Source organism: Paenibacillus flagellatus (assembly GCF_003217775.1).
Lineage (GTDB): Bacteria > Bacillota > Bacilli > Paenibacillales > NBRC-103111 > Paenibacillus_AB > Paenibacillus_AB flagellatus.
This window is the reverse complement of sequence record NZ_QJVJ01000011.1, coordinates 179,222-203,799: the sequence shown is the minus strand read 5'-3', so window position 1 is coordinate 203,799 and position 24,578 is coordinate 179,222. Positions and strand designations below refer to the sequence as shown.

Genomic DNA, 24,578 nt, shown 5'->3' with positions numbered 1-24,578 from the left:
TGCGGCTTGGAGCTTTTCCGTTTTTTTTCCTGCGCCGCGCCCCCCCTAGTACAGCCATTCGACCCAGTACGCGAGCAGCACGAGCGTCGCGAGCACGGTCGGGGGGATGACGATCAACGTGACTTTGACGTAGTCGTGCCATCGGATCTTCACGTTGTGCTGGCGCAAAATATGCATCCAGATCAGCGAAGCCAGCGTTCCGATCGGCAGCAGCAGCGAGCCGACGTCGCTTCCGATGACGCTGGCCAAGTACGCGATTTTCAAGACGAGCGGGTCGAGCTGCATGCTCGTGAGCGTCATCGTGCCGATCATGAGGGCGGGGTGGTTGTTGAAAAAAATCGACATCAGCGACAGCAGCGTTCCCATCAGCAGGCTGGCGTTTACCAGATCGCGAGAGACGACGGGCTCGAACACCCGGACGAGAACGTCGGTCAAGCCGATGTTGTTCAGACCGTAGATGATCACGTACATGGCGAAGGCGAACACGAGAATGTGCCACGGCGTTTTCCGGACCATATCGGCCGGAGGAATTTTCAAGACGATCCATCGCCACCCGAGGAGGAGGACGGAGCCCGCCACCGCGACGAGCTCGATCGGGATTTTCAGGTAGGAGGCGACGAACAGGCTGACGCGCACGGCGAATACGAACAGAAGCACGTTGCGCATGAATGCCCCGCGGTTTTTGACGTTCGGAAGCGGGACGGGCGGCCGGTCGGCCAACGGATGCTTGCCCATGCCCGCGAAGCCGGCCTTCCGGGCATGCAGCTTGCGCGGCAGCTGGCGCCGGAAGCATAGAAAAAGCAAAAAGACGAGCAGCAGCAGTCCCGCCGTGGCCGGCACGAACATCATGAGCGTATGCATGTACAAATCCATGCCGACGATCGACAAGGCGATCAAATTGACGATGTTGCTCACCCCGATCGGGGCGCTCGAAGCGGTTGCGATCAAAGCTCCGGACAGCAAATACGGAATTTTTTCGCGGTTTTTCAGACCGAGCCGTTCGAGCAGGATCAATAAGATCGGCGTCGTGATCAGAATGCTGCCGTCGTTATTGAAAAACAGCGTCATCAGGAAGCAGATGAGATTGACGTACCAGAACAGCCGGATGCCGGAGCCTTTCGCTCGGGCGGCCAGTCCTTCCGCGGCCCAATAAAAGAAGCCGAAGCTTTCCAAAATGATCGCCATCACGATCGTGGCCAAAATCGTAATGGCGGCGCTGCTTACCGTCGCCGCGATATTCCACAGGTCCGACAGCGACACCGTCCCGCACAGCAAAATGACGGCCGCTCCCGCGGTGGCCGGCACCGACTCGTTGACGCCGTTCGGCCGCCAAAGAATGAGCGCCATCGTAAGCGCAAACGTCATGATCGTCAGCGTGACCGCAGCGGAACCGTACATGCCGGCTTCATTCCTTCGGAGCCGGAATCGACGCCGGCGTCCGTCCCGCATTCGACATGTCGGGCAGGGCCAAGCCTCCGCCGGCGGCCGGCTCCTGTGCGTCCGTCCCGCTGCGAAGCTCGGCGGGAGGCTTCAGGAGAGCGTATAAGGCGATGCCGGATACGAGAATGATGCAAAATGCGAGCATGCGATACTCCTCCTCATTCGAAGGGAACGACAGGCCGTCTATGAAAATTCCCTATCATTCGTCATTCCTCGATATTGATACTGCATGTATATGTATCCACGAGCGAAACGCCATAATGAGATGGCCTGGTTTTCCGGTTTTCCGCTGGGGCCGACGGATTCGACGGATTGGCCGGAAGCGGCCCGTGTCGGGACGCATGGCTGGGCGACGAGGACGGGGGCTGTGAGATAGAATCGTCGGTTTGGGAGACGGGGAGCGGTCTCGCGAGAAATCGTAACGCTGATTCGGGAGCGTGGTTCGAATAGTGGCGGAGGAGATCGAGCCTTTTAAGGGTATCGTGCGTTTAGCGGGAAAACATCCATCTATTGTCCGGCAAGCGGCTATCGGCGAAGCTTTAACCGGAAAAGCTCCTGCTAAATCGGCGTGTCTGCAAACGGCTAAGCTTTTTTGCTGAAGTTGATGGAGGAATTCCAGTTAATAATCTGAAAGGGGGAAGCCGGCCGATTTTAACGGGAGGTTTTCCTTTTAATGCAGTCTGGCGGGCCTATTCGAGCATTATATCGTTAAGGCAGCTCGCTTCCATTTTCTCCATCAAGATCGATCGTCCATCGTGCATGAACGCGAAGTTTCCTGCCCGGCATTCCAGCATGGTTTGGACACGAGGTTTTTCCCGTTAAGGTCGTCCGGCGTATGTCCGAGGAGGTTGGCGGATTCACGCAAAGCAGGCCGAACCATAGAACGTACGAAAAGACAGGCGAATGGATGAACTGCACCCCGCTGGTTAAACACCGGCTTACAAAGGGGGCGGTTCCATTCAGGTTCGCCTGTCTTTTCCGTACAATCGATACCGGTTGCGTACGTAACCTTTGCTGCGAGGGGGGGGGGGAGCCAGCGCGGAGCCGGCGGGACTTCCCCCAAGCTTATCTTATTGCGGCTCGGCCGATAGCACGATGTGGCACGCCGTCAGCTTCGGAACGGTATAGACGAGCTTGTTGTTCTCGATGCGCGCGACCGGCTGCCGCTCCGTGATCGCCGGACCGGACGCGTCGAACGCCCACACCCGCGCCGACTTGTATGCCGTATCGCCGGCGATGTTCACGATCGCGTTCATGTCGAAGTCGGTGTTTTTGTTCAGCACGATCAGGTGCAGCTTGTCGTCGTCGTCCTTGTACACGGAGCCGTAGACGGAGCTGTTCTCGATGTCCGACGTTTCCGCGCGGACCTTCGTATCGCCGAACTTGGAGCCGGCGCCGTCGTAATCGGTGTACAGCTTGAAGGCGGCGCTGACGTAGGCCGAGCCGAGGGTGGCGTCGGTCATCCGCCAAAAGTTCGCCATGTAGACGTTGAATTTGCCGTAAATGCCGAGGACGTCCGCCTGCGCGATACCGCCGAATATATTGTGCTCGGCGCCGTAGTTGTACTCCGTGAAGGCGATTTTCGTCCCCGGATTGTACGTGTCGATCGACCGCTGCAAGCTCGGGATGAGCGGGAAGAAGGAGGCGTAATCGCCCTTGAAAAACCACGTATCCTCCGTATAGCTCGTATCCCACAGCTGTCTCGGCGCCTGCAGCCGGGCTTTGTTCGTCTCCGGGTTGTCGTTGCCCGCCTGGTACTGGATACGGATGCCGCCGCCCGTCGTTTCCGGGTACCAATGAATGTCGAGCGCGTCGAGCAGCCGCCGGTTTTCTTGCTCAGATGCGGCGCGGAACCGGTCCAGGTAATAGTCGAGGTACCAGCCGTAATTCGCCTTCAGCGCCGGCCAGTCGCTCGCGAGAAACATGTTGTACATGTCGTCGAAGCCGAAGGCGGCGGGGCCGAACAGCTCCGCGTGCGGGTCGACGTTTTTGACCGCCTTCGCGAGCGCGATTCCTTTGTTCAGCACCTCGGCCGCGCCGGCGGGCTGCGGGTGCATGTAGGCGTGCGTTTTGCGCCAAATGCCCGGCTCGTTGTCGATTTCGTAGCCGCGAACGCCCGTTGCGGTCGAGGCGTTCCCGAACCGGCTGACGAGCAGGTTGACGAGCTCATCCATGTAAACGGCGTCGTCCGTCAAATCGGGGGTCAGGCTGAACGGCGCGTTTTTGGCCGGCTTCACCTCGACCCAGCGGGAGGACGGAGCCGTCTCGGCTTGCGTGACGTAGCCGTCGACGTCTTTGGCGACGTAGCCCGCCGTCTGGAGCGTCGTCAGCGTGTAGGCGCCCTGCGCCAGCGACCGCTCGTGGAACCCGGTGACGCCGACTCCCGGCTCGTCGCCGGTCTCGCTCCACGGCACGCCACCGAAATAGTGCGCGACGTACCGGTCGCTGTGGAACGCCTCGTCGTCGCCGGAATTGGAGGCGTTGTTTTCCCAGTTGTACGTCGTCAGCCGGTTGCCGCCCATCCGGCGGGCCGTCCAGCGGTCCACGCCGCTCAAGTCGTCGTTCGTCCCGTAAATGTACGGGCTGATCGGTTGACGGTCGGCCGACGGATCGACTTCGATGTCGACGTCGAACGTCCCGGTCGGCGTGTAGGTCGTATTCAAGGAAAGCAGCGCGCTCCAGGTTCCCGGGACGGCGTCCTGCTTCGCCCGGATCCGGTACGTATGGCGCGAGCCCGGTTCCAGCCCTTCGTGCGTATACGAGGTCGACGTGCCGGCGTCGAGCACGGAGCCGTCGACTTCGATGTCGTAACCCGTAATTTCGGCGTCCGGCGCCGACCATGTCAGCGCGATGGACGTATCCGTCCGCTGCGACTTGATGTTGGCCGGAGCGGGGATGTTCGGCAAGCCCGTCGTTTTGACCGTAACGGCGGGGCTCCATACCCCGGTACGTTCCCCCGATCTCGTTCGGACGTAATACGTATGCCGGGTGCCCGGCGCAAGCCACTGCTGCGTGAAGGACGCCTCGCTGAGCGGGCCGACGATCGAGCCGTCGGCCATGACGTCGTACCCGGTCGCGCCGGCGACGGGCTCCCACGTCAAAGCGACCGACGTGTCGGCGGGCACGGCCGCGATGCGGGACGGAAACGGCGGCAGGTCGAGCAGTACCGGCTCCTGTCCCCAGCTTAAATGGCCGGAAACGTAAGCCGTCGTCTTCAAGCTGTCCGACAAATCCGTCGAACGCTCGAACGAGTAATCGTTCGTCTGATCGAAATTCGACCAGTCGCTTTTGTTGATCCACGTGTTGATGACGACGTCTCCGCCGGGAGCGAGCGTACCGGCCCCGTCGGCGAAGCCGATCTCCAAGTACCGGTCGGCGTCGGCGGCGGGAGTCGGCATCTTGACGAACGACGCGGAAACGTTGCGGCTCTGGTCGGGCACCGAGCTCCAGAAGCCGATCGACAGCGGCTTCTCCTCGCCGTCGATCGTGAAGTAATAACGGACTTTCACGTCCGAGAGCGCGATCGGCGACCGGCTTGCGTTGACGATCCGGAAGTTCGGCCCGAGCATCGGCGTGGAAGCGTCCGTGCCCGTTTTCACGGCGACCTTGACGGCGCTTGCCGGGTTCTCCCCCGAATCCGGCTTCGTGCGCACCTGCACCGGCTCGCTCCATGCTCCCGGAGCGCCGCCGATCCCGACCGCTCGAACCCGGTACGCGTGTTCGGTGTCGGGCGCAAGCCCTTCGTGGCGGTAGGCGGTTTCGGTTGCGCCGCCCGCGGGCGCCGCGACGCCGTCCGCTTCGACCTCGTAGCCCGTGGCGCCGGGGACGGCGCTCCAGCTCAAGTCGACGGCCGTCGGAAACGGAACGGCCTGCACGTGCTCCGGCGCGGGCAGCGGCTGCCCGGTCGTCGGCGTCACCGAGAAGCGGGCGGCTTCGCGGTTTTGGTGGTACGTGCCGAGCCGGTCCGGGCTGTACACGTCGACGCCGACGGCGTACGATCCGGCGGCGGCCCCTTCGGGGACGGTCCATTCCGTCCGGAACCGGTTCGGCTCGGCCGCCCGCAGCGTGCCGGCGAACGAACGGGTAAGCGCCTCGGCGCCGTCCGGGCCGATCAGCCTGAGCTCCGTGACGGCTTCCGTGTCGGCGGCGACCGTTACCGCGGCGTCCACGACGATCGTATCGCCGTACGCCGCTCCGGCCGGGCTGACGGCCGCCGAGCTCGCGAGGACGGGGCTTTGCGCGCCGCCCGTCACCGTGATGGAGGCCGCGGCGGCGAACCATTCGTTGATTCTCGCGCTCCAGCCGGCGCCGAATACGCCGAAGCTCACGATATAACGACCGGGAGCGAGCGTCGCGGGGACGTCCCAACGGAACGGCACCGTCGCCGGCTGGCCGGCGGTGACCGCGACGTTGTCGACGACGATTTGCTTCACCCGGTTGAGCGACGAATCGAACAGCTCGAGGTCGATCATGACGGACGTCGTCTCCGAGGACGTGACGGTGATGTCCACATTAGCGGAGGAGCCCGCCTCGACGATCGACGGCGTCGCTTCCGCGGACGCTTCGATGCGGGCTTCGGCCCGCGCATGGTGCTGCGTCCCCGGGAAGCCGATGCTGCCGAGAAGCAGGGCGGCCGCCGTGGCGAGACGGAGCAGGCGGCCTGGTTTTCGTAGTGTCGGTAATGATGGCATGGCATGAATTCCTTTCCGTTTGAAAATTTCCAACGGATGCCATCATAGCACATCGCGGCGATCGGTTTCTGTATCGTTTGTAACAGTTTGGAGAATCGGGAACGAATTTCCCGTCATTCGGGAACGTTTCCCGTCCGGGCCGGGAAGGCGGGGCCGCGGAACGGCGGAGGGGAGAGCCGGTGGGCGAGCCGTAAACGAAACGCCGCGGATGCGCCGGAGCCGGACGATTCCCCGGCGAAACGCGAGCGCGAAGGGCGGTTGGAGCGCCGTCGGTCCGCTATTCGCCGAGGCGGCTCATGAGCCGCTTCATCTTCGTCTCCGTGTCGGAGCCGACGGACGGGGTATAGACGCTGCAGCGCAAATCGGCCCGGCCCTGCACCTGCATCGAGGTGAGGTCGAACAGCATTTTGCCCGCCTTGGCGTGACGGAATTCGATGAACAGCTCGGGCGCCGAGCTGACGTCGTTGCGGTCCCAAAACGCGCGAAACTCCTCGTTGCGGCCGCCGAGCCGCTCGACGAAGCTTCCGTACCACGGATCGCCGACGTACTTCCCGTAATAGTAGCGGAAAATGGCGATGAAGCCGCTCACGAAGTGTTCCCAATTGACCGCGAGCGCCCGAAGCTCTTTGCGGGTGAACAGCAGCCAGATCAAATTGCGCTCGTCCGGCGGCACCTGCTCGAAATCCATGAAAACGGCGGACGCCGCCCGGTTCCAGCCGACGATATCGCATTTTCGGTCGGAGACGATCGACGGGCAGTACTTCAGCTCCCCGAGAATGAGGCCGAGCGAGGACGGCAGCTCGGGGGGCTTGTCCGCCGCCGGCGCGGGAGCCGACGGCCCGAGGGCGAGCGCGAACAAGTAGTCGCGCTCCTCCTCGTTCAGCCTAAGGGCGAACGCGATCCGGTCGAGCACCTGGGCGGACATCGAAATGTCGCGCCCTTGCTCCAGCCACGTATACCACGTCGTGCTGACGCCGGCCACCTGGGCCACCTCCTCGCGGCGCAGTCCCGGCGTCCGGCGGCGGCCGCCCGCGGGCAGGCCGACCGATTGCGGCTGCAGCCGGGCGCGGTGCGCGGTCAAAAACTCGGAAAGCGACTGGCGCCGCGGATCGGGGCTTAGGCCGTGTCCTCCATTGGCGCCGCGGACCGGGGACCGGTTCGGGTTCGTGTTCGGGCGGGGATCGTTCGTTTCGTCGTGTCGGGTCATCTGGGACCTCCTTCGATTTGCCTGTTATCCATTATACCAGGATAACCTATAACTTGTAATAGGATAACACTTGTGACATGCTAGGAGCAACGAAGGCCGGTGCGTGCAGCGAAGCCCGGCGGCGAGGGAGGAAATGAGCATGGTACAGCAGCAGCGGGTAGTCATAACGGGAATGGGCGTCGTTTCGCCGATCGGCCAAAGCGTCGCGACGTTTTGGGAAGCGTTGACCGCCGGACGTTCGGGCGTCTCGGCCGTCGATACGTTCGACGTCTCCGGCTATAAGACGAGAATCGGCGGCGTCGTCCGGAACTTCGACGCCGAGTCGACGATCGGGGGCAAGGAGGTGCGCCGGATGGACCGGTATACCCAGTTCGCGGTGGCCGCGGCGAAGCAGGCGCTGGACGACGCGGCGCTCGATCCCGACAGCGCGGACCGCGATCGGATCGGCGTCTACATCGGCTCCGGCATCGGCGGCATTCATACGCTGCTCGACAATTACCGGACGCTGCTTTCGCGCGGCCCGGGGCGCGTCAGCCCGACGGTCGTGCCGATGATGATCGCCAACATGGCGGCGGCGCAGGTCAGCATCCTGTACGGGCTGAAGGGCCCGCTGCTCGCGCCGGTCACCGCCTGCGCGACGGGCAACAATGCGATCGGCGAGGCGTTCAAGCTGATCCAGCGCGGCGGCGCGGACGCGGTCGTGGCGGGCGGCTCGGAGGCGACGATCGCCGACCTGGCGTTCGCCGGCTTCGGCAACGCGACGGCGATGTCGACGCGCAACGACGAGCCCGAGCGGGCGAGCCGCCCGTTCGACGCCGAGCGCGACGGGTTCGTCGCCGCCGAAGGCGCCGGCGTCGTCGTGCTCGAGTCGCTCGAGCACGCGCTCCGGCGCGGGGCGCGCATCCGCGCCGAGATCGCCGGCTACGGCGCTAGCGCCGACGCGTACCATATGGTCGCGACCGACCCGGAAGGGGACGGCGCGTACCGGGCGATGCGCGAGGCGCTGGCGGACGCCGGCCTGCCGCCGGAAAGCGTCGACGCGATCAACGCGCACGCCACCGGGACGAAGCTCGGCGACGTCTCCGAGACGAAAGCGATCAAGCGGCTGCTCGGTGCCCGGGCGTACGACGTCCCGATCAGCGCCAACAAGTCGGTGACCGGGCATACGCTCGGCGCGGCCGGCGGCATCGAGGCCGTCGCGCTCGTGAAGACGATCGAGGACGGAATCGTCCCGCCGACGATCAACCTCGAATTCCCCGATCCGGAATGCGATCTCGACTACGTGCCGGGACGGGCGCGCCGCGCCGACGTGCGGGTCGGGCTGTCCAACGCGTTCGGCTTCGGCGGGCATAACGCGGTCATCGTGTTGAAGCGGTACGAGGCTTAACCGCATCGCCGCCCAGCGACCGATCCGACCGCCCGCGACCGGCCGGCGGGTCCGGCCGGTCTTCCGGAGCGGGTCGGCCGTACACGGAAACATCCGGCATATTGACGAAGACCGCATTTTTGTTAAAGTAGAAGTCTGGGCTTTTTTTCGAACCTAAGAAGGAGCGTTACGGCAGCCATGGACTTCTTCGTTCAGCATTTATCGTTTTTCGTCATCCAAACGGACGGCCAATCGTCCAAAACGTTCAAGCATTACCAGACGCTCGACCGCGAGTCGTACGAGACGAGCGAGATCAAGAAGTTTCTCGACGGCGAATTCGCCCGCATCTGCAAGCGGAAGGCGGAAAAAAATCCGAGCACCGAGCAGTCGCCGACGAAGATCGGACGATTCATCGTCGAGCCGGGCTTCGAGCTGGGCGGCAACCCGAACTACGCGCTGTTTCAGCGCATCCGGTTCGCGGAGGACGCGCAGCAGTTTTTGTACGCCGCCGACGAGCTCGTCCGCGCCTACATGGATACGAGCTCCGTTCGCGGCGGCGCCTTGATCGTGGCGCGGGCGAAGCTGTCGAAATGGTTCGACGACCCGCTTCTGTTCGTCATGAAATGCGACTTCGAGCCGAAAATCGCCACGATCGCGGACGAGAAAAGCTTGGTGCAGCACGTCGAAATGGCGATCAGCGCGAAAAACATAAAGTCGATTCAATACCCGCACATGCCGGAGGAAGGCATGCTCGAGGAATGGGAGCTGAAGCTTCATCAATCGTCGCACGCCCGCTACTTCGAGGATTTCCTGAAGTTCGTCTCCTACGAGCCGTCGGTGCCCGAGCTGATCACCCATCAAGTGATGGACATCGTCCAGGAATATATGGAGGAGAAATGGCAGGGCCAGCCGGAGGAGCAGGAGGGGCGCCAGCGCGAGGCGGAGGAGATGGAGCTGTGGGCGGCGAGCGAGCAGCGGGAGCTGCAGCAGAAGTGGAGCCACGAGCAGGTGGCGGCGGCCGCGATGCGCATCGTCGAGCACCAGCCCGAGGTGGAGCTCAAGTTCAAGCTCGACGGCGTGACGGTGAAGGCGCTTCTCGCCGATTACGGCGAGTCCGTCCATGTGGCCAGCCTGAACGGCCGGTACGTGCTGCTGATCGAGGGCCAATCGTTTCAGTTCGAAAAAGGATTTTCGCCGGTTGAGCTGCTCCACCCGGAGTCGTTCGAGGACGTCGCCCGCAAGCTGATCGAGAAGCCGGCTCCCGCGCCGGAGCCGTACGGGCCTTCCTCGGGCGGAGGGGGAGACGACGGCGGCGTGCCGTGGTAATCGGCGCGCGGCCCCGCCTCGCTTGACATTCCCGACTTTTTGCTTTTATAATAACTTGAAACATCCATATCGACAAAAGGCACGGAAAAGGAACAGTAGCTTCGATCATTCGTCACCCCAGAGAGTCGGCGGCAGGTGCGAGCCGACGGACGGATCAAGCGAACTCGCCTTGGAGCCTTCGGCATAACCCGCAGCGCGCGATCGAGCGCCGACGCATCCAGCGTCGCGGCAAGCCGGAACGTCGGTCCCCGCGTTAAGGGGCTAAAGTGGGCGGAGGTCGAAGTACGGCCGATGCCAACTAGGGTGGTACCACGGGAATTCGAACCTCTCGTCCCTAGCGTTAGCGCTAGCGACGGGAGGTTTTTTGGTTTGAACAGGGTTGAACATTTTGCGGGACAGTTAGGGAGGATATGACGATGACGCAGGAGCAGAGAGAGACGGGCAAGGAGCCGCAAGGATACAATCCGCTGGCGATCGAGCCGAAATGGCAGCAATATTGGGACCGCAACAAAACGTTCAAGGTGCTCGACGATTCGTCGAAGCCGAAGTTTTACGCGCTCGACATGTTCCCGTATCCGTCCGGGGCGGGGCTGCACGTCGGCCATCCGGAAGGCTATACGGCGACGGACATCGTCTCCCGCTACAAGCGGATGCGCGGCTACAACGTGCTTCACCCGATGGGATGGGACGCGTTCGGCCTGCCCGCCGAGCAGCACGCGCTCGACACCGGCAAGCATCCCCGGGACATCACGTTCGTCAACATCGACAATTTCCGGCGCCAGATCAAATCGCTCGGCTTTTCGTACGATTGGGACCGCGAGATCAGCACGACCGACCCGGAATACTACAAATGGACGCAATGGATTTTTATCCAGCTTTATAAGAAAGGGCTCGCCTACGTGGCGGAAGTGCCCGTGAACTGGTGTCCGGCGCTCGGCACCGTGCTGGCCAACGAAGAAGTCATCGACGGCAAGAGCGAGCGCGGCGGCCATCCGGTCATCCGCAAGCCGATGCGCCAATGGGTGCTCAAAATTACCGAGTACGCCGAGCGGCTGCTCGAGGACCTCGAGGAGCTCGACTGGTCGGAAAGCATCAAGGATATGCAGCGCAACTGGATCGGCAAGTCGAAGGGAGCCGAGGTCGTCTTCGACATCGAAGGGCACGCCGGCGACAAGCTGACCGTGTTCACGACGCGTCCGGATACGCTGTTCGGCGCCACGTACTGCGTGCTCGCGCCGGAGCATGAGCTCGTCGCGAAAATCGCATCGGCGGAGCAAGCGGCGGCCGTGAAGGCGTACCAGGAGAAGGCGGCGACGAAGAGCGATCTCGAGCGCACCGATCTGGCGAAGGAGAAAACCGGCGTATTCACGGGCGCGTACGCGATCAACCCGGTCAACGGCGCGAAGACGCCGATCTGGATCGCCGACTACGTGCTCGGCGGCTACGGGACGGGCGCGATTATGGCGGTGCCGGGCCACGACCAGCGCGACTGGGAATTCGCGAAGCAGTACGATCTGCCGATTATCGAGGTCGTGCAGGGCGGAGACTTGGCGAAGGAAGCGTACGCCGGCGACGGGGCGCACGTCAACTCCGGCTTCCTCGACGGCTTGAACAACGAGCAGGCGATCGCCAAGATGATCGATTGGCTCGAAGCGAACGGCAAAGGCCAGGGCAAAGTGACGTACCGGCTGCGCGACTGGCTGTTCAGCCGCCAGCGGTACTGGGGCGAGCCGATTCCGATTCTCCACCTCGAGGACGGCACGATGAAGCCGGTGCCGGAAGACCAGCTGCCGCTGCTGCTGCCGGAAGTCGACGAGATCCGTCCGTCGGGGACGGGCGAGTCGCCGCTCGCGAACGTAACCGAGTGGGTCAACACGGTCGACCCGGAGACGGGCAAGCCGGCGAAGCGCGAGACGAACACGATGCCGCAATGGGCGGGAAGCTGTTGGTATTACTTGCGCTTCATCGATCCGCGCAACGACAAGCAGCTGTGCTCGCCGGAGCTGCAGGAGAAGTGGCTGCCGGTCGACCTGTACATCGGCGGCGCGGAGCATGCGGTTCTCCACCTGCTGTACGCGCGGTTTTGGCATAAGGTGCTGTACGATCTCGGCTACGTCTCGACGAAGGAGCCGTTCCACAAGCTCGTCAACCAAGGGATGATTCTCGGCGAGAATATGGAGAAGATGAGCAAGTCGCGCGGCAACGTCGTCAATCCGGACGACATCGTCGGCCAATACGGGGCGGACACGCTGCGCTTGTACGAAATGTTCATGGGGCCGCTCGAGGCGACGAAGCCGTGGAATACGAACGGGGTCGAAGGATCGTACCGATTCCTGAACCGGATTTGGAGGCTGTTCGTGAACGAGGACGGCTCGCTCCAGCCGAAAATCGGCGGAGAAGCGAGCGAATCGTTCAAGCGGACGTGGCACCGGACGATCAAGAAGGTGACGGAGGATTTCGAGGCGCTCCGCTTCAACACCGCGATCAGCCAATTGATGATTTTCGTCAACGAGGCGTATAAGGCGGACGCCGTGCCGGTCGAAGCGGCCAACCATTTCGTCCAGATGCTGTCGCCGATCGCTCCGCACATCGCGGAGGAGCTGTGGGAGAAGCTCGGCCACGCCGAGTCGATTACGTACGCCGCTTGGCCGACGTACGACGAGGCGCTGACGGTCGACGACGAGGTCGAAATCGTCGTGCAGGTGAACGGCAAAATCGCCGACCGCGTCAAAATCGCCAGCGATACGGACGAGGCGGCGATGCAGGAGCTCGCCCTCGGCCTCGACAAGGTGAAGGAAGCGATGAACGGCAAGACGGTGCGCAAGGTGATTGCCGTGAAAGGCAAGCTCGTCAACATCGTAGTCGGGTAACTTCATAGCGGACGGACCGCCGATACGAAAACGAACGGCCGGCCTCGCCCAGGAACAAGCAGTTCCGCGGGCGCAGGGCCGGCCGTTTATTCTACGATCGTGCCGTAGAACAGGTGGTCCACCTTCTCGACGTCTTCGTCGTATTTGGCGTGGGTCGCTTGGATGAGCCGGACGAACGTCGTATCGAGCTCGCGCTCCATCAGCTCGAGGCCGGCTTCGATGATGCCGCCGGGCACGGCGACGCGCCGCCGCAGCGATTCGGGGGTGAAGCCGCCTTCGTTCAGCAGCTTGCCGGTGCCGAGCACCATCTCGGAGGCGAGCCTCGTCGCTTCGTCGTGAGGAATGCCGGCGACTTCGACCGCGGCGTCGACGAGCTTTTGCACGAAATAGGCGAGGAACGCCGGACCGCAGCTGGAAATGTCCGACGTGACGCGCGTATGGCGCTCCGACACGCGGATCGGCTTGCCGATCATGCCGAGCATCCATTCGAGCGAATGCCGGTCGTCCTCGGTCATCCGATCGCCGAAAATGCACAGCACCGCTCCGCTCAGCACGTTGTTCGTAATGCTCGGAATGACTTTGGCGATTTTGCACGGCAATGCCGATTCGAGATGCTTGAGCAGCACCGGGCTCGTAATCGAGACGATCGTCTGGTCCGGCGACACGTACGGCTTGATCTCGTCGACGACCGCTTTGAACGAGAGCGGACGGACGCACAGAAAGACGGTTCCGCAAGACGAGACGACTTGCCGGTTCGAGCGGGCCGCCGTCAAACCCGGATAACGCTCGGCGAGCCGGTCCGCTTTGTCCTGCGACCGGTTGCTCGCGACGACGGACGACGGCTGAAGCGCCCCGGAGCGTATGAACGATTCGATGAGCACGGTGCCCATGCTGCCCGTACCGATAAAACCAACCTTCATGGCGCAATCCCTCCCGGAGAAGTAAACGGTAATCGCGAACGCCCGCAACGATTCAATTATTTGTATGCGCCCGGCGGCGGCCATATGCTTGTGGTTAACAAATTGTGGAAGGGGCTTGAACGATGAAAGCGACGGATGGACGGGCCGGACGAACGGCCGCGATCGTTTGGATGGCGGTCGCCTGCTGGACTGCGCTCGCTTTGATGCTGTGGGCCGCGCGGTCGTTCGCGACCGACGCCGGCCCGATCGGAACGGGCTGGACGGTGCGGAACGAGGAACTGTCGGCGCTGTTCGCTTCGCACGACGGTGCGGAGGAGGAGAAGCCGGCGGCGCCGACCGCGTCCGGCAAGGAGAGGAAGGACGGGGCGAGCGGCGCCGCGACGAACGAAGCCGGCGGAAAAACGTCCCGGGAGCCGCCGTCGCCGTCCGGTCCGAGCGCCTCCCCGGCTTCGCCCGAACCGGCGGCCGCCCCCGCCGGCGCGATCGATATTAACCGGGCGGGAGCCGACGAGCTGGACGGACTGCCGGGCATCGGCCCGGCCAAAGCGAAGGCGATCGTCGAGCACCGGGAGCGGCACGGCCCGTTCCGGTCCGTCGAGGAGCTGAAAAACGTCAAAGGCATCGGAGACAAAACGTTCGAGTCGCTGAAGGAGCTCGTCACGGCGGGAGCGGTTTCCCGCTAGCGGCCGGGAGCCCGATCCGGCATTATCTTTTCAATTGGTACCAAATATGAGACAATGAGGACGTTATCATTTATCGGCTATCCGAAGGAGGAACCGTTTACCCATGACCGAGCAACGCAAGCTTTCGCTGGACACGCTGGCCGTACACGCCGGCCAAGAAATCGATCCGACCACCCAATCGCGCGCGGTTCCGATCTACCAGACGACCTCGTACGGCTTCCGCGACACGGAGCACGCGGCGAACCTGTTCGCGCTCAAGGAGTTCGGCAACATCTACACCCGCCTGATGAACCCGACCTCGGACGTGTTCGAGAAGCGCATCGCGGCGCTCGAGGGCGGCGTCGGCGCGCTGTCGACGTCTTCCGGACAAGCCGCCATCACGTATTCGATTTTGAACATCGCGGGCGCGGGCGACGAGATCGTCTCGGCGAGCAGCCTGTACGGCGGTACATACAACCTGTTCGCCATCACGCTGCCGAAGCTCGGCATCAACGTCAAGTTCGTCGACCCGTCCGACCCGGAAAACTTCCGCAAGGCGATTACGCCGAAGACGAAAGCGGTGTACGCGGAGTCGATCGGCAATCCGAAGGGCGACGTGCTCGACATCGAAGCGGTCGCGAAGATCGCGCACGACAACGGCGTTCCGCTCATTATCGACAACACGTTCCCGAGCCCGTACCTGCTCCGTCCGATCGAGCACGGCGCGGACATCGTCGTCCATTCGGCGACGAAGTTCATCGGCGGCCACGGCACGTCGATCGGCGGCGTCATCGTCGACGGCGGCAAGTTCGACTGGAAGGCGAGCGGCAAGTTCCCGGGCTTGACCGAGCCGGATCCGAGCTACCACGGCGTCGTGTACGCGGACGCGGTCGGCCCGATCGCTTATATTATCAAAGCGCGCGTGCAGCTCGCCCGCGACATCGGCGCGACGATTTCGCCGTTCAACTCGTTCCTGCTGCTGCAAGGTCTGGAGACGCTCCACCTGCGGATGGAGCGCCACAGCTCGAACGCGCTCGCCGTCGCCAAGTTTTTGGAGACGCATCCGGCCGTCGAATGGGTCAGCTATACGGGACTCGAGAGCCATCCGTCGTACAAGCTGGCTCAGAAATATTTGCCCAAAGGCCAAGGCGCCATCCTGACGTTCGGCATCAAGGGCGGCGTGGAAGCCGGGCAGAAAGTCATCAACAACGTGAAGCTGTTTTCGCATCTCGCGAACGTCGGCGACTCGAAGTCGCTCATCATCCATCCGGCCAGCACGACGCACAGCCAGCTTGAAGGCGAGGAGCTGCTGTCGACCGGGGTGACGCCGGGCATGATCCGGCTGTCGGTCGGCACGGAGGGCATCGACGACATCCTGCACGATCTGGATCAGGCGATCCGGGCCAGCCAAGCGTGATCGGACGAGTGCGGTCATGACGATGCGCAAGGATTGGGACACGTACTTCATGGACATCGCCTACATGGCGTCCACCCGCTCGCAATGCTCGCGCAGGCGCGTCGGCGCCGTCCTCGTGCAAGGGAAGAAGCTGCTCGGCTCCGCCTACAACGGCGCGCCGATGGGCGTTCCCGACTGCTCCGAAGCCGGCTGCATGCTGGTCGAGGAGTACGAGGTGAAGCACGTCGACGGCCGCGAGGAGATGGTGAAAAAGCAGCGATGCATCCGGACGATCCATGCGGAGCAAAATTTGCTGCTGTTCACCGACCGGCGCGACCGGGAAGGCTCGACCGTCTACGTGACCGACCAGCCGTGCTGGACGTGCGCCAACATGCTCGCCAACAGCGGCGTGGCGGAAATCGTCTACCACCGTCCGTATCCGAAGGATCGCGACAAGGTGACGGAGATGATGGCGACGCGGGGCATCCGCTTCCGCCAGCTGGCGGACTATACGGCGCCGGCGGGCATTGCCGGCGAAGTGACCAATTGATTCGACGATAAGAAATGCGGGGAAGCACCTCCTTTCGATCCGAAAGGGAGGTGCTTTTTTTGTTATGAATCGGCCATTGACGTGGCTTGCCGTCGCATGGGCGGCGGGGACCGCGATCGGCAGCCGGCTGCCCGCCGGCGTCCTGTCGTGGAGAATGGCGGCGATCGCCGCCGCGCTGGCGATGATGGCCGCCTTGCTCGCGGTGCCGTTCCGCCGGGCGGTCGGCTGCGCGCTGCTGCTGGTCGCGGCGGCGTCTTATTACCAAGGCTACGACGCCCGCAACGTCTCGTCGATCGTCCCGCCTTCCGCCGAAACGGAGCAGTGGGACGCCGTCTTGACCGGGACGATCGCCTCGGCCGTAACGGTGGACGGGGATCGGGTCGCGTTCGCGATGCGGGCGGCCCGCATCCGGACGAACGGGACGGACGCCGGAGAGGAGATCGACGAGCGAGTGCAGGTGTCGATCCGCCTGCTGAAGCGGGAGGAGCAGGATGCGGCGAAGCATTGGGGGCGGGGAGACGCGATCAAGCTTGCGGGGACGCTGAAGCCGCCCGGTGCCGCGCGCAATTTCGGCGGCTTCGACTACCGGCTCTACTTGTACCGCAACCATATTCATTGGCAGCTGTCGGCGAAAGGAACCGATGCCGTACGGGTCGGCGAAGAAGCCGGGAGCGACGGACAAGCCGGTGACGCCCCGGGCGCCTCCGCCGCGCAGAGGGCGCTTCGCTGGAACGACGACCTGCGAAGCCGTCTCGGCGGCGTATTCGACCGGCTGTTCCCGGAAGGGGCGGACGCCGGCTATTTGAAGAGTCTCGTGCTCGGCTTGACCGACGACATGGACCCGGATTTGTACCGGCAGTTTTCGCTTCTCGGCCTGACGCACATTTTGGCCATATCCGGCCTGCACGTCGCCGTGTTCGTCGCCGGCTGCCTATGGCTGCTTCGGCTGTTCGGGCTGACGCGGGAGAAGACGCTGACCGTCGCGCTCGCGCTCGTGCCGTTTTATATCGCCTTGTCGGGAGGCTCGCCGTCGGCCGTCCGCGCCGGCTTGATGGCGATGATCGGGCTGTATGCGGCGAGAAGGGGAATTTGGAAAGACGCGCTCAACGTCATCGGGCTGGCCGCCGTTCTGATGCTGCTGTGGGACCCGTATTACTTGCACGACGTCAGCTTTCAGCTGTCGTTCCTCGTGACTCTAGGCTTGATTCTCGGCGTCCCCCGGTTCTCGAAGCTGCTCCCGGTCCGTCCCGCGGCGCTCAATTCGGCGATCTCGGTGACGGTCGTCGCTCAGCTCATCTCGTTTCCGGTGACCGTCTACTACTTCAACGGCATCTCGCTGCTGTCGGGGTTCGCGAACTTCCTGCTCGTGCCGTTCGTCAGCTTCGTCGTGCTGCCGCTCGGGACGATCGCGCTGCTGGCGGGAGCGGTGTCGACGCCCGCCGGGGGCGCGATCGGCTGGCTCGTCGTCCGGCTGAACGACGCGACGTTCCGAATCGTCGGCACGGGGGCCGAGCACGACCCGCTGCGGCTCGTCTGGCCGAAGCCGGCGCTCTGGTGGGTCGCCGCCTTTTACGCGGCGCTGGCGCTCGCCTTTGCCGGTGCGGCCGCCTGGCGGGAGCGCGGCAAGCCGGCCGTCGCGGTGTCCGCGGTAGCGGCTCTGCTCGTGCTGCTCGCGTACGGCTACGACCCGGACGTCCGAAGCCGCGACGGCCGCGTCCACGTTCTCGACGTCGGCCAAGGCGACGCGATCTTGATCCGGACGCCGCAGGGCCGCCACGTCCTCGTCGACGGAGGCGGGACGGTGACGTTCCGCAAGCCGGGAGACGAGTGGAAGGAGCGGCGCGATCCGTACGAGGTCGGCGGCAAGCTGCTCGTCCCGCTGCTCAAGCAGCGTGGCGTCCACCGTCTCGACCTGGTCGTCGCCACCCACCAGGACCAGGACCATATCGGGGGGCTGCAGGCGGTCGTCGAGCAAATCCCGGTGCGCGCCGTCGCGATGAACGGGACGTGGAAAGGAAACGATTCGTCGCGCAAGCTGTTCGAGACGGCGATGCGGCGCGGAGCCGACATCGTCACGCTGCCGGAGGGCGGGCGAATCCCGGTCGACCGCCATACCGAGCTGACCGTTCTGGATGCGGGAGGCCCCGGGCCGGACGAGCCGCTGCGAATCGAGGAGGAGCAGAACGGCGAGTCGGTCGTCCTGCTGATGCGCATGCGGGAGACGACGTTTTTATTCACGGGCGACATGGACGCGAAGCGGGAGGGTGAGCTGCTGGCGGCGCTGAAAAGGAACGGAGCCGCTCCTCCGCCGTCGGTCGACGTGCTCAAGGTCGCCCATCACGGCAGCAAAACGTCGACGACCGACGAATGGCTGGCCTATTGGCGTCCGCGCCTATCCGTCGTTTCCGTCGGCCTGAACAACGCGTACGGACACCCGAATCCGGGCGTGTTGGAGCGCCTTGCCCGCTCGGGAGGTGAGACGTACCGGACCGACCGGGACGGCGAGATCGTTTTTACGGTGACAGAGGACGGGGTGAAGGTCGAAACGAAGCTTTGAAAAAAGCGAAAAAGCCGCGACATTCGCGGCTTTTCCTCCTTTACTTCGGATCCCTCGAAGCGTGAGTGTAGTAGATCGTTTCATAGGAGGCGGCTTCCTGCTCGGGCGTTGCGATCGGTTGACTGCTCAAGTTGGCTTTTAGCGCATTCAGAAGCTCGGGGTTGGCCAAAAGCGCCCGTATTCGTTCGGCCAAATGTCCGGCGTCGCCCAATCGGAACGTGTACCCGTTAACTCCGTCCCGCACGCTTTCCGCCATGCCGCCCGCGGCCGATACGATCGCCGGCACGTGGTAGGAGAGCGCTTCATGAAGCGCCAACGGATAGTTTTCGTACCAGACGGAAGGAACGACGGCAACGTCGACTTGTTGATACATGCCCGGAATATCGCTTTCGGCGTACGGTCCGCACAGCTCGACTCGGCGGTCTTTGGCCGCCGCCTGCCGCAGCGACTCCGTGTAGGCCGCTGGCCCGGAGCCGTATATTTTCAGCCTCAGCCGGTTCGATCGGATGCGGGACATCGCTTCCAATAGGAGATGCACCCCTTTATGCTCGTTGAGCGATCCTCCGTAGAACAGCGTCAGCTTGTCGCCGCGCCGGTACGTTTTGCGGTTGGCGAGCGCCGGATCGCGATGAATGCCGTGATTCAACGCCTCGATCGGAAGATCCGGCAGCGAGGCTTTCATCATCGAGGCGAGAAACGTCGAGGGAGACACGATTTTTCGGGCGCCTTGCAGCAAAGGAATGTGCGAGGCGAGCCGATTGGGGACGCCCGCAATTTGGCAATGGCGCAGGCACGCTTCGCCTTGCTCGGGTCCCGCGCACAGGTTGCGGTTCGCGTGAAGCATAATGCCTTTCGGGCAAATAAACCAGAAATCCGTCAACGTGACGATGTACGGCACGCCTCCGCGCTGGCACGCCTGCATGAATTCCATCGCCCGCATCGGATGACCGAAATGGACGATGTCGGGCCGCTCCCGGGCCAAGACGACATCCGCGAAAGCGGACAGATCCGCATTTCCGATGTCGAAGGAGAGCGCCGGGTCCAGCTGCTTGTGCCGATAAGCAAGGACGGGCACGCCTTCATGGTCGTACTCCCGAAAGACGACTTCGCCGTGGGCGGACGGGAAGCCGTCGGGATCTCCCCCGCTGTGCGTCACGACTTTGACGCGATGACCGTTGCGAATCATCGTCCTGGCCATCGTCAGCACGAACTTCTCGGTCCCGGTATAGGAGTCGGGATAAAACTGGTGCACCAAATAGAAAATGGTCAGCTTTTTGTCGGCGTTCCCGGGATTCGACGTTTGCGGGTCGTAATGGGCGACTGCCGGCAGCTCCAGCTTCGGGACGAGGGGAAGCGCCTCCCGGGCTCGCGCGGGCGCGGCGCGGCTCATGCGCAGACGCCTTTTTCGTGTGGCGCCGCCCGATCTTCTTCTGAGCAGGCGCAAGCGGCGCGACGACGTTGTGTTCCTCATTTTCCTCCTTTTCGTTACCCGATTTTTGGCGCGTCTTCGGTTTGTTCGGTACGGAGGGCGACGTTTCGTTTTCGGTCGCCGTTTGGGTGTCATCGCGGCACCTCCTTGCGCCGTTTCCTTTCGACAAGGCGCAATCGTATTCGTCATGACACTATATGCTCGGCAGGCGTCGGGGCTCGCGGGCGGATGACACGGCAACGTTCACAAAACTTTGCAGCTCATGCGGAGGCGTCCGCTCTCGCATCGAAGCCGAGTCGCTTATTAGTGGATGACGGGCTCGTCTTCGCGGCCGAAGTAAAAAAGTGTATATGAAAGTCATGAGTAATCTCTTTGCATCGCCGCGCCCGTCTCCTATTGTAATAGTGCGGGCCTTTTTTGAAAGCGATTCCAACGATTCGTGCGGCGGTGCCGGGAAAGGAGGGGGTCGAGACGGCGAAAAGTGAAACGAACGACCGTTAGTCGCATTCGACAAGATATCCATTCGGAACGTAAAGGAGAGAGTTGGAATGGGAGCGAGGAACAAATGGGCGGCCATCGCCGTCGCGGCGGCGATCGTATTCGCGTCGACGCCTCATGCGCAGGCGGAGGAAGCGAAGCCCGCCATTCGGAATTTGGCGGCCGGTCTCGATTACCAATGGTCGGAGCAGCCGGAGGCGAGCCGTCCCGACGGCGCCCGGAAGCTGACGGACGGCAAGCGCGGCGCGCTGAACGTCTCGGACCCGGCATGGGTCGGGCATGTGAAAGGGATGACGCGCGAGGTCACCTTCGACCTGGGCGGCTCCAAATCGATTTCGCAAATCAAAGCGCGGTTTTTGCAGGATTGGCCGACGAACGAGACGCTCGTGCCTTTGACGGTGTCGATGTACGTCTCCGACGATAACGTCCATTGGGGCTTGCTCACCCATAAGGCGACGCAGCTGCTGTGGGGGGACGGTCCGCCGCGAGACGAAACGTACGCGTGGGACGGCGCGGCGGACGGCATCAAGAGCAAGCCGGGCGCGTCGATGGCTTACGCGCGGTACGTAAAGGTCGCCTTCTCCATGCATACGAGAGCGCACACGCTGATCGACGAGATCGAGATCGCGGGCGCGGACGGCAAGCTCGCCGGTGCGGAAGCCGTTCCCGCCGAGCCGGTCGGCTTGCTGCCGCCGGGAGAAGCGACGGGGGGAATCCGTCATCTCGCTTTGTTCTATAACGGCCATTATCCGCAAGGCAAAGGCGACTGGAGCAAGGAGCGGATCGTTCCCAACATCAGCTACGTGAACCGATCCGGCGAGCCGACGGACTGGATGTTCGACGGCGTTCTGTATCTGGGCTTGCAAACGCCGGAAGGGCGCGGGTTCAACGGAAGCGCGAACCTAAACGACTGGACGTGGTATTTGAACAAGACGTTCGCGGCCGGCGGCGACATGGATCAGCTGAACGCCGCGACGGCGGAGGTCGGCGCGAAGCTGAACGATCCGGCGCATAAAACGAAAGTGGTCCTGATGATCCCGGATCCGGGCGAATGGATGACGGACTTCGGGGACGTCGACGGCGACGGCGTATCGGAAAACTTCAATGCATCCGCCGTAGGCGCCGAGGCGGCGCTCTGCAACCGGGCGAAGGCGATCCAATGGTACGTCGATCAAGCCCGGCAGCTATGGGCGACCAAGTCGTACAGCCGCCTCGAGCTCGTCGGCCTGTATTGGCTGGAGGAGCAGATCAGCACATCGTCCGACGGTCCCGCGACCGTCAAGGCGGCCGGCGATATCGTCCACGCGGCGAATTTGAAGTTTTTTTGGATTCCGCACTTCCTGGCCTACAAGTCGTATATGTGGAAAGAAGTCGGAATCGACGCGGCGGCGTTCCAGCCCAACTACTTCTTCGAGGAGATGGGGGACGAGCGGCTGGAAGACGCGGCGAATATCGCGAAACGGTACGGGATGTCGCTCGAGCTTGAATTTGACGATCGGATGGTAAACGACGGCGTGTTCCGCGAGCGGTTCGTCGATTATTTGAACAGCGGCGTCGAGACCGGACTGATGCAAAACGGCTTCAAAGCGTACTATCAAGGGAATAACGCCGTGTACGACACGGCGCTCAGCGCGACGCCTTCGACGCGCGTTTTGTACGACTGGCTGTACCAGTTCGTGAAGGGCACGTACCAGCCGAACGACTCCGCTCCGCCCGAGGTGGAAGTCCGGATGAACGGGCAGCCGCTGCAAAGCGGCGTCGTCGTACCGGATACGGAAAACGTGCGATTCACGTGGGAGATCCAAGATGACGACGGAAGCGGGCTCGTTCAAGTGACCGCCAAATTCGACGGCAAGCCGTATGCGGCGGGGACGGAGATCGATCTGAACGGCAAGGCCGGCAAGCACGAGCTGAGCGTCACGGCGGCGGCGGGCAAGACGAAAACGACGTCATACGTAATCGAAGCGGGCGCGACCGCCTCCGGCCTGATGAAGCAGGTCGACGAATACCGCGCCGGCGGGGAGCTTCCGAACGCCGACGGCTACCGCGCGCTGAAATCCCATCTGGAGATGATGAAGCGGTTCGAAGGGCGGGACGAGGCCGAGGCGACGAAATACGTCAAAGGCTTCAATACGGCGCTCGATCGTCTCCGACAAGAGCAGGGTATCTCGCCGGGAGCGTACAATGCGCTGAAAGAAGGCGTTTATTACACGATCGGAAGCTTGGCGCAGGACAAGCCGGCAGAGGCGTCCTCGGTGGAAGGCGGGCTTGCGGCGCTTGCGGCCGGCAAAGCCGTCGACGGCTTCCCCGCCACGCGGTGGGCGAGCCATACGGTCGACGATACGTGGTTCCAAGTCGATCTCGGCGATTCGGTCGAGATGGATACGGTCCGGATCGATTGGGAATACGCCCGGGCGAAGACGTTCCGGCTGCTCGTGTCCGACGACAAGCAAAGCTGGCGCAGCGTCACGTCGGAAAACGGCGGGAGGTTGACGGCGCAGGACGGCAAAAACACGATTCGCTTCGAGCCGACCAAGGCGCGTTATATCCGGTTCGTCGGCATCGAACGGGAAACGTTTTACGGTTATTCGTTCTATGAATTCGGCGTGTACGATTTGAACCCGAAGGCGGCGATTCCGGCCATCGACGGGCTGCAGGCGTCGATCGGCGCATCGAGCAAGCGGGTGACCGTCGAAGGGTTGTCCATGGACGGCAAGCTCGTCGATGTGAACTTGAAAGTGGTCGATCCGCAAGGAAACGTTCATGACGCCGGCAAGGCGACCGTTGCGGAGACGGGCGGCTTCCGGATCGACTTCCCGCTTCCCGGCGATCTGCAAGGCGTTTACGAGGTATGGGCGACCGCCGAAGGAATGAACGAGCCGGCGAAAGTGTCGTTCGAGTACAAGAGCGACGATCGGACGGCTCCGGTCACGACGGCCGTCGTGACGCCGGACCGGCCGGACGGACGGAACGGCTGGTACCGGCAGTCGGTTACGGTAACGCTGACGGCGCGGGACGAGGCGTCGACCGTGACGGAAACGGTATACAGCTTGGACGGCGGAACGGTATGGCACGCGTATACGGGCCCTCTTGTGTTCGCCGCGGACGGCACCTACGGTGTCAGCTACCGGTCGACGGACCGGCAAGGGAACGCGGAAGCGCCTCAAACGATTCGCTTCGCCGTCGACGGGACCGGTCCCGTCATCGCGATCGCCGAGCCGGTCGACGGACGAACGTACGCCAGCGCCGACGAGATCGCTGCGGCGTTCACGGCGGCCGACGACGGCTCGGGTACGGACGAGGCCGCCACGGTTGCGCGATTGGACGGAAGGCCGGTGCGGGCCGGAACGGCGGTCGTCCTGTACGAGCTGGAGCTCGGCATGCATGAGTTCACGGTGACGGCCGCCGATTTGGCGGGCAACATCGCCACCCGAACGGTACGGTTCGAAACCGCCGCCGGCATAGACGGCTTGAAGGCGCTCGTGGAACGGTTCCGAAGCGCCGGCCGGATCGACAACAAAGGAATCGCGACAAGCTTGCTCAAAAAGCTTGAAGCGGGCAATGTGACAGGCTTTATCCACGAAGTGGAGGCGCAAGCAGGCAAGCACATCTCGAACGAAGCGGCGGCCGTGCTGCTGCGTGACGCCCGGGCGCTATAACAAGTCG

The 24,578-nt window shown here is 63.2% G+C and carries 14 protein-coding genes and 1 other annotated feature; of the genes, 8 read left to right on the top strand and 6 right to left on the bottom strand.

Features of this window, described 5'->3' with window-relative positions:
* Positions 1–45: 45 nt before the first annotated feature.
* The 4 genes from DLM86_RS23525 to DLM86_RS23510 form a co-directional block, all read right to left on the bottom strand.
* Positions 46–1,398: an arsenic transporter gene (locus DLM86_RS23525; RefSeq protein ID WP_110842514.1), complete on the bottom strand. Its 1,353-nt coding sequence runs from the start codon at positions 1,396–1,398 to the stop codon at positions 46–48.
* 7 nt (positions 1,399–1,405) lie between these two features.
* The gene (locus tag DLM86_RS23520; RefSeq protein WP_110842513.1) at positions 1,406–1,585 is read right to left on the bottom strand and encodes a hypothetical protein; all 180 of its coding nucleotides are present in this window, start codon (positions 1,583–1,585) and stop codon (positions 1,406–1,408) included.
* Between the two features lie 925 nt (positions 1,586–2,510).
* Positions 2,511–6,131, bottom strand: a complete 3,621-nt coding sequence (locus DLM86_RS23515; protein WP_110842512.1) for a glycoside hydrolase family 44 protein — start codon at positions 6,129–6,131, stop codon at positions 2,511–2,513.
* Positions 6,132–6,408: 277 nt separating this feature from the next.
* The gene (locus DLM86_RS23510; protein WP_110842511.1) at positions 6,409–7,338 is read right to left on the bottom strand and encodes a helix-turn-helix transcriptional regulator; all 930 of its coding nucleotides are present in this window, start codon (positions 7,336–7,338) and stop codon (positions 6,409–6,411) included.
* A gap of 139 nt (positions 7,339–7,477) precedes the next feature.
* On the opposite strand from DLM86_RS23510, the gene fabF reads away from it, so the two are divergent.
* The 3 genes from fabF (at position 7,478) to leuS (ending at position 12,900) form a co-directional block, all read left to right on the top strand.
* Positions 7,478–8,725 (top strand): beta-ketoacyl-ACP synthase II, encoded by a 1,248-nt coding sequence (gene fabF, locus DLM86_RS23505; protein ID WP_110842510.1) that lies wholly within the window; start codon positions 7,478–7,480, stop codon positions 8,723–8,725.
* A 177-nt stretch (positions 8,726–8,902) separates the two neighbouring features.
* Complete coding sequence (locus tag DLM86_RS23500; protein ID WP_110842509.1) at positions 8,903–10,030, top strand: DUF3900 domain-containing protein; 1,128 nt, start codon at positions 8,903–8,905, stop codon at positions 10,028–10,030.
* A gap of 73 nt (positions 10,031–10,103) precedes the next feature.
* Positions 10,104–10,369: a binding site (T-box leader), on the top strand.
* Positions 10,370–10,446: 77 nt separating this feature from the next.
* Positions 10,447–12,900 (top strand): leucine--tRNA ligase, encoded by a 2,454-nt coding sequence (leuS, locus tag DLM86_RS23495; RefSeq protein ID WP_110842508.1) that lies wholly within the window; start codon positions 10,447–10,449, stop codon positions 12,898–12,900.
* 86 nt (positions 12,901–12,986) lie between these two features.
* Here the strand turns inward: leuS and comER are convergent, their stop codons facing one another.
* Positions 12,987–13,820, bottom strand: coding sequence for a late competence protein ComER (gene comER, locus DLM86_RS23490; protein ID WP_110842507.1), 834 nt, complete (start codon positions 13,818–13,820; stop codon positions 12,987–12,989).
* Positions 13,821–13,942: 122 nt separating this feature from the next.
* On the opposite strand from comER, the gene DLM86_RS23485 reads away from it, so the two are divergent.
* The 4 genes from DLM86_RS23485 (at position 13,943) to DLM86_RS23470 (ending at position 18,985) form a co-directional block, all read left to right on the top strand.
* Positions 13,943–14,503, top strand: a complete 561-nt coding sequence (locus DLM86_RS23485; protein WP_110842506.1) for a ComEA family DNA-binding protein — start codon at positions 13,943–13,945, stop codon at positions 14,501–14,503.
* A 103-nt stretch (positions 14,504–14,606) separates the two neighbouring features.
* A complete protein-coding gene (locus DLM86_RS23480) occupies positions 14,607–15,899 on the top strand; it encodes a homocysteine synthase (RefSeq protein ID WP_110842505.1) in 1,293 nt (430 codons plus the stop codon).
* Between the two features lie 16 nt (positions 15,900–15,915).
* Positions 15,916–16,428: a deoxycytidylate deaminase gene (locus DLM86_RS23475; protein WP_110842504.1), complete on the top strand. Its 513-nt coding sequence runs from the start codon at positions 15,916–15,918 to the stop codon at positions 16,426–16,428.
* A gap of 64 nt (positions 16,429–16,492) precedes the next feature.
* Positions 16,493–18,985, top strand: a complete 2,493-nt coding sequence (locus DLM86_RS23470; protein WP_110842503.1) for a DNA internalization-related competence protein ComEC/Rec2 — start codon at positions 16,493–16,495, stop codon at positions 18,983–18,985.
* A 40-nt stretch (positions 18,986–19,025) separates the two neighbouring features.
* On the opposite strand, the gene DLM86_RS23465 is transcribed toward DLM86_RS23470, so the two are convergent.
* Complete coding sequence (locus tag DLM86_RS23465; protein WP_158289629.1) at positions 19,026–20,375, bottom strand: glycosyltransferase; 1,350 nt, start codon at positions 20,373–20,375, stop codon at positions 19,026–19,028.
* A 587-nt stretch (positions 20,376–20,962) separates the two neighbouring features.
* On the opposite strand from DLM86_RS23465, the gene DLM86_RS23460 reads away from it, so the two are divergent.
* Positions 20,963–24,571, top strand: coding sequence for a DUF4855 domain-containing protein (locus DLM86_RS23460; protein ID WP_110842501.1), 3,609 nt, complete (start codon positions 20,963–20,965; stop codon positions 24,569–24,571).
* Positions 24,572–24,578 lie beyond the last annotated feature (7 nt).

Bases quoted from the DNA above. Each gene is read 5' to 3' on its own strand.
- DLM86_RS23460 (WP_110842501.1), top strand. From the start codon at position 20,963: ATGGGAGCGAGGAACAAATGGGCGGCCATCGCCGTCGCGGCGGCGATC.
- DLM86_RS23510 (WP_110842511.1), bottom strand. From the start codon at position 7,338: ATGACCCGACACGACGAAACGAACGATCCCCGCCCGAACACGAACCCG.
- DLM86_RS23485 (WP_110842506.1), top strand. From the start codon at position 13,943: ATGAAAGCGACGGATGGACGGGCCGGACGAACGGCCGCGATCGTTTGG.
- DLM86_RS23475 (WP_110842504.1), top strand. From the start codon at position 15,916: ATGACGATGCGCAAGGATTGGGACACGTACTTCATGGACATCGCCTAC.
- DLM86_RS23515 (WP_110842512.1), bottom strand. From the start codon at position 6,131: ATGCCATCATTACCGACACTACGAAAACCAGGCCGCCTGCTCCGTCTC.
- DLM86_RS23465 (WP_158289629.1), bottom strand. From the start codon at position 20,375: ATGAGCCGCGCCGCGCCCGCGCGAGCCCGGGAGGCGCTTCCCCTCGTC.
- DLM86_RS23480 (WP_110842505.1), top strand. From the start codon at position 14,607: ATGACCGAGCAACGCAAGCTTTCGCTGGACACGCTGGCCGTACACGCC.
- DLM86_RS23525 (WP_110842514.1), bottom strand. From the start codon at position 1,398: ATGTACGGTTCCGCTGCGGTCACGCTGACGATCATGACGTTTGCGCTT.
- fabF (WP_110842510.1), top strand. From the start codon at position 7,478: ATGGTACAGCAGCAGCGGGTAGTCATAACGGGAATGGGCGTCGTTTCG.
- comER (WP_110842507.1), bottom strand. From the start codon at position 13,820: ATGAAGGTTGGTTTTATCGGTACGGGCAGCATGGGCACCGTGCTCATC.
- DLM86_RS23520 (WP_110842513.1), bottom strand. From the start codon at position 1,585: ATGCTCGCATTTTGCATCATTCTCGTATCCGGCATCGCCTTATACGCT.
- DLM86_RS23470 (WP_110842503.1), top strand. From the start codon at position 16,493: ATGAATCGGCCATTGACGTGGCTTGCCGTCGCATGGGCGGCGGGGACC.
- DLM86_RS23500 (WP_110842509.1), top strand. From the start codon at position 8,903: ATGGACTTCTTCGTTCAGCATTTATCGTTTTTCGTCATCCAAACGGAC.
- leuS (WP_110842508.1), top strand. From the start codon at position 10,447: ATGACGCAGGAGCAGAGAGAGACGGGCAAGGAGCCGCAAGGATACAAT.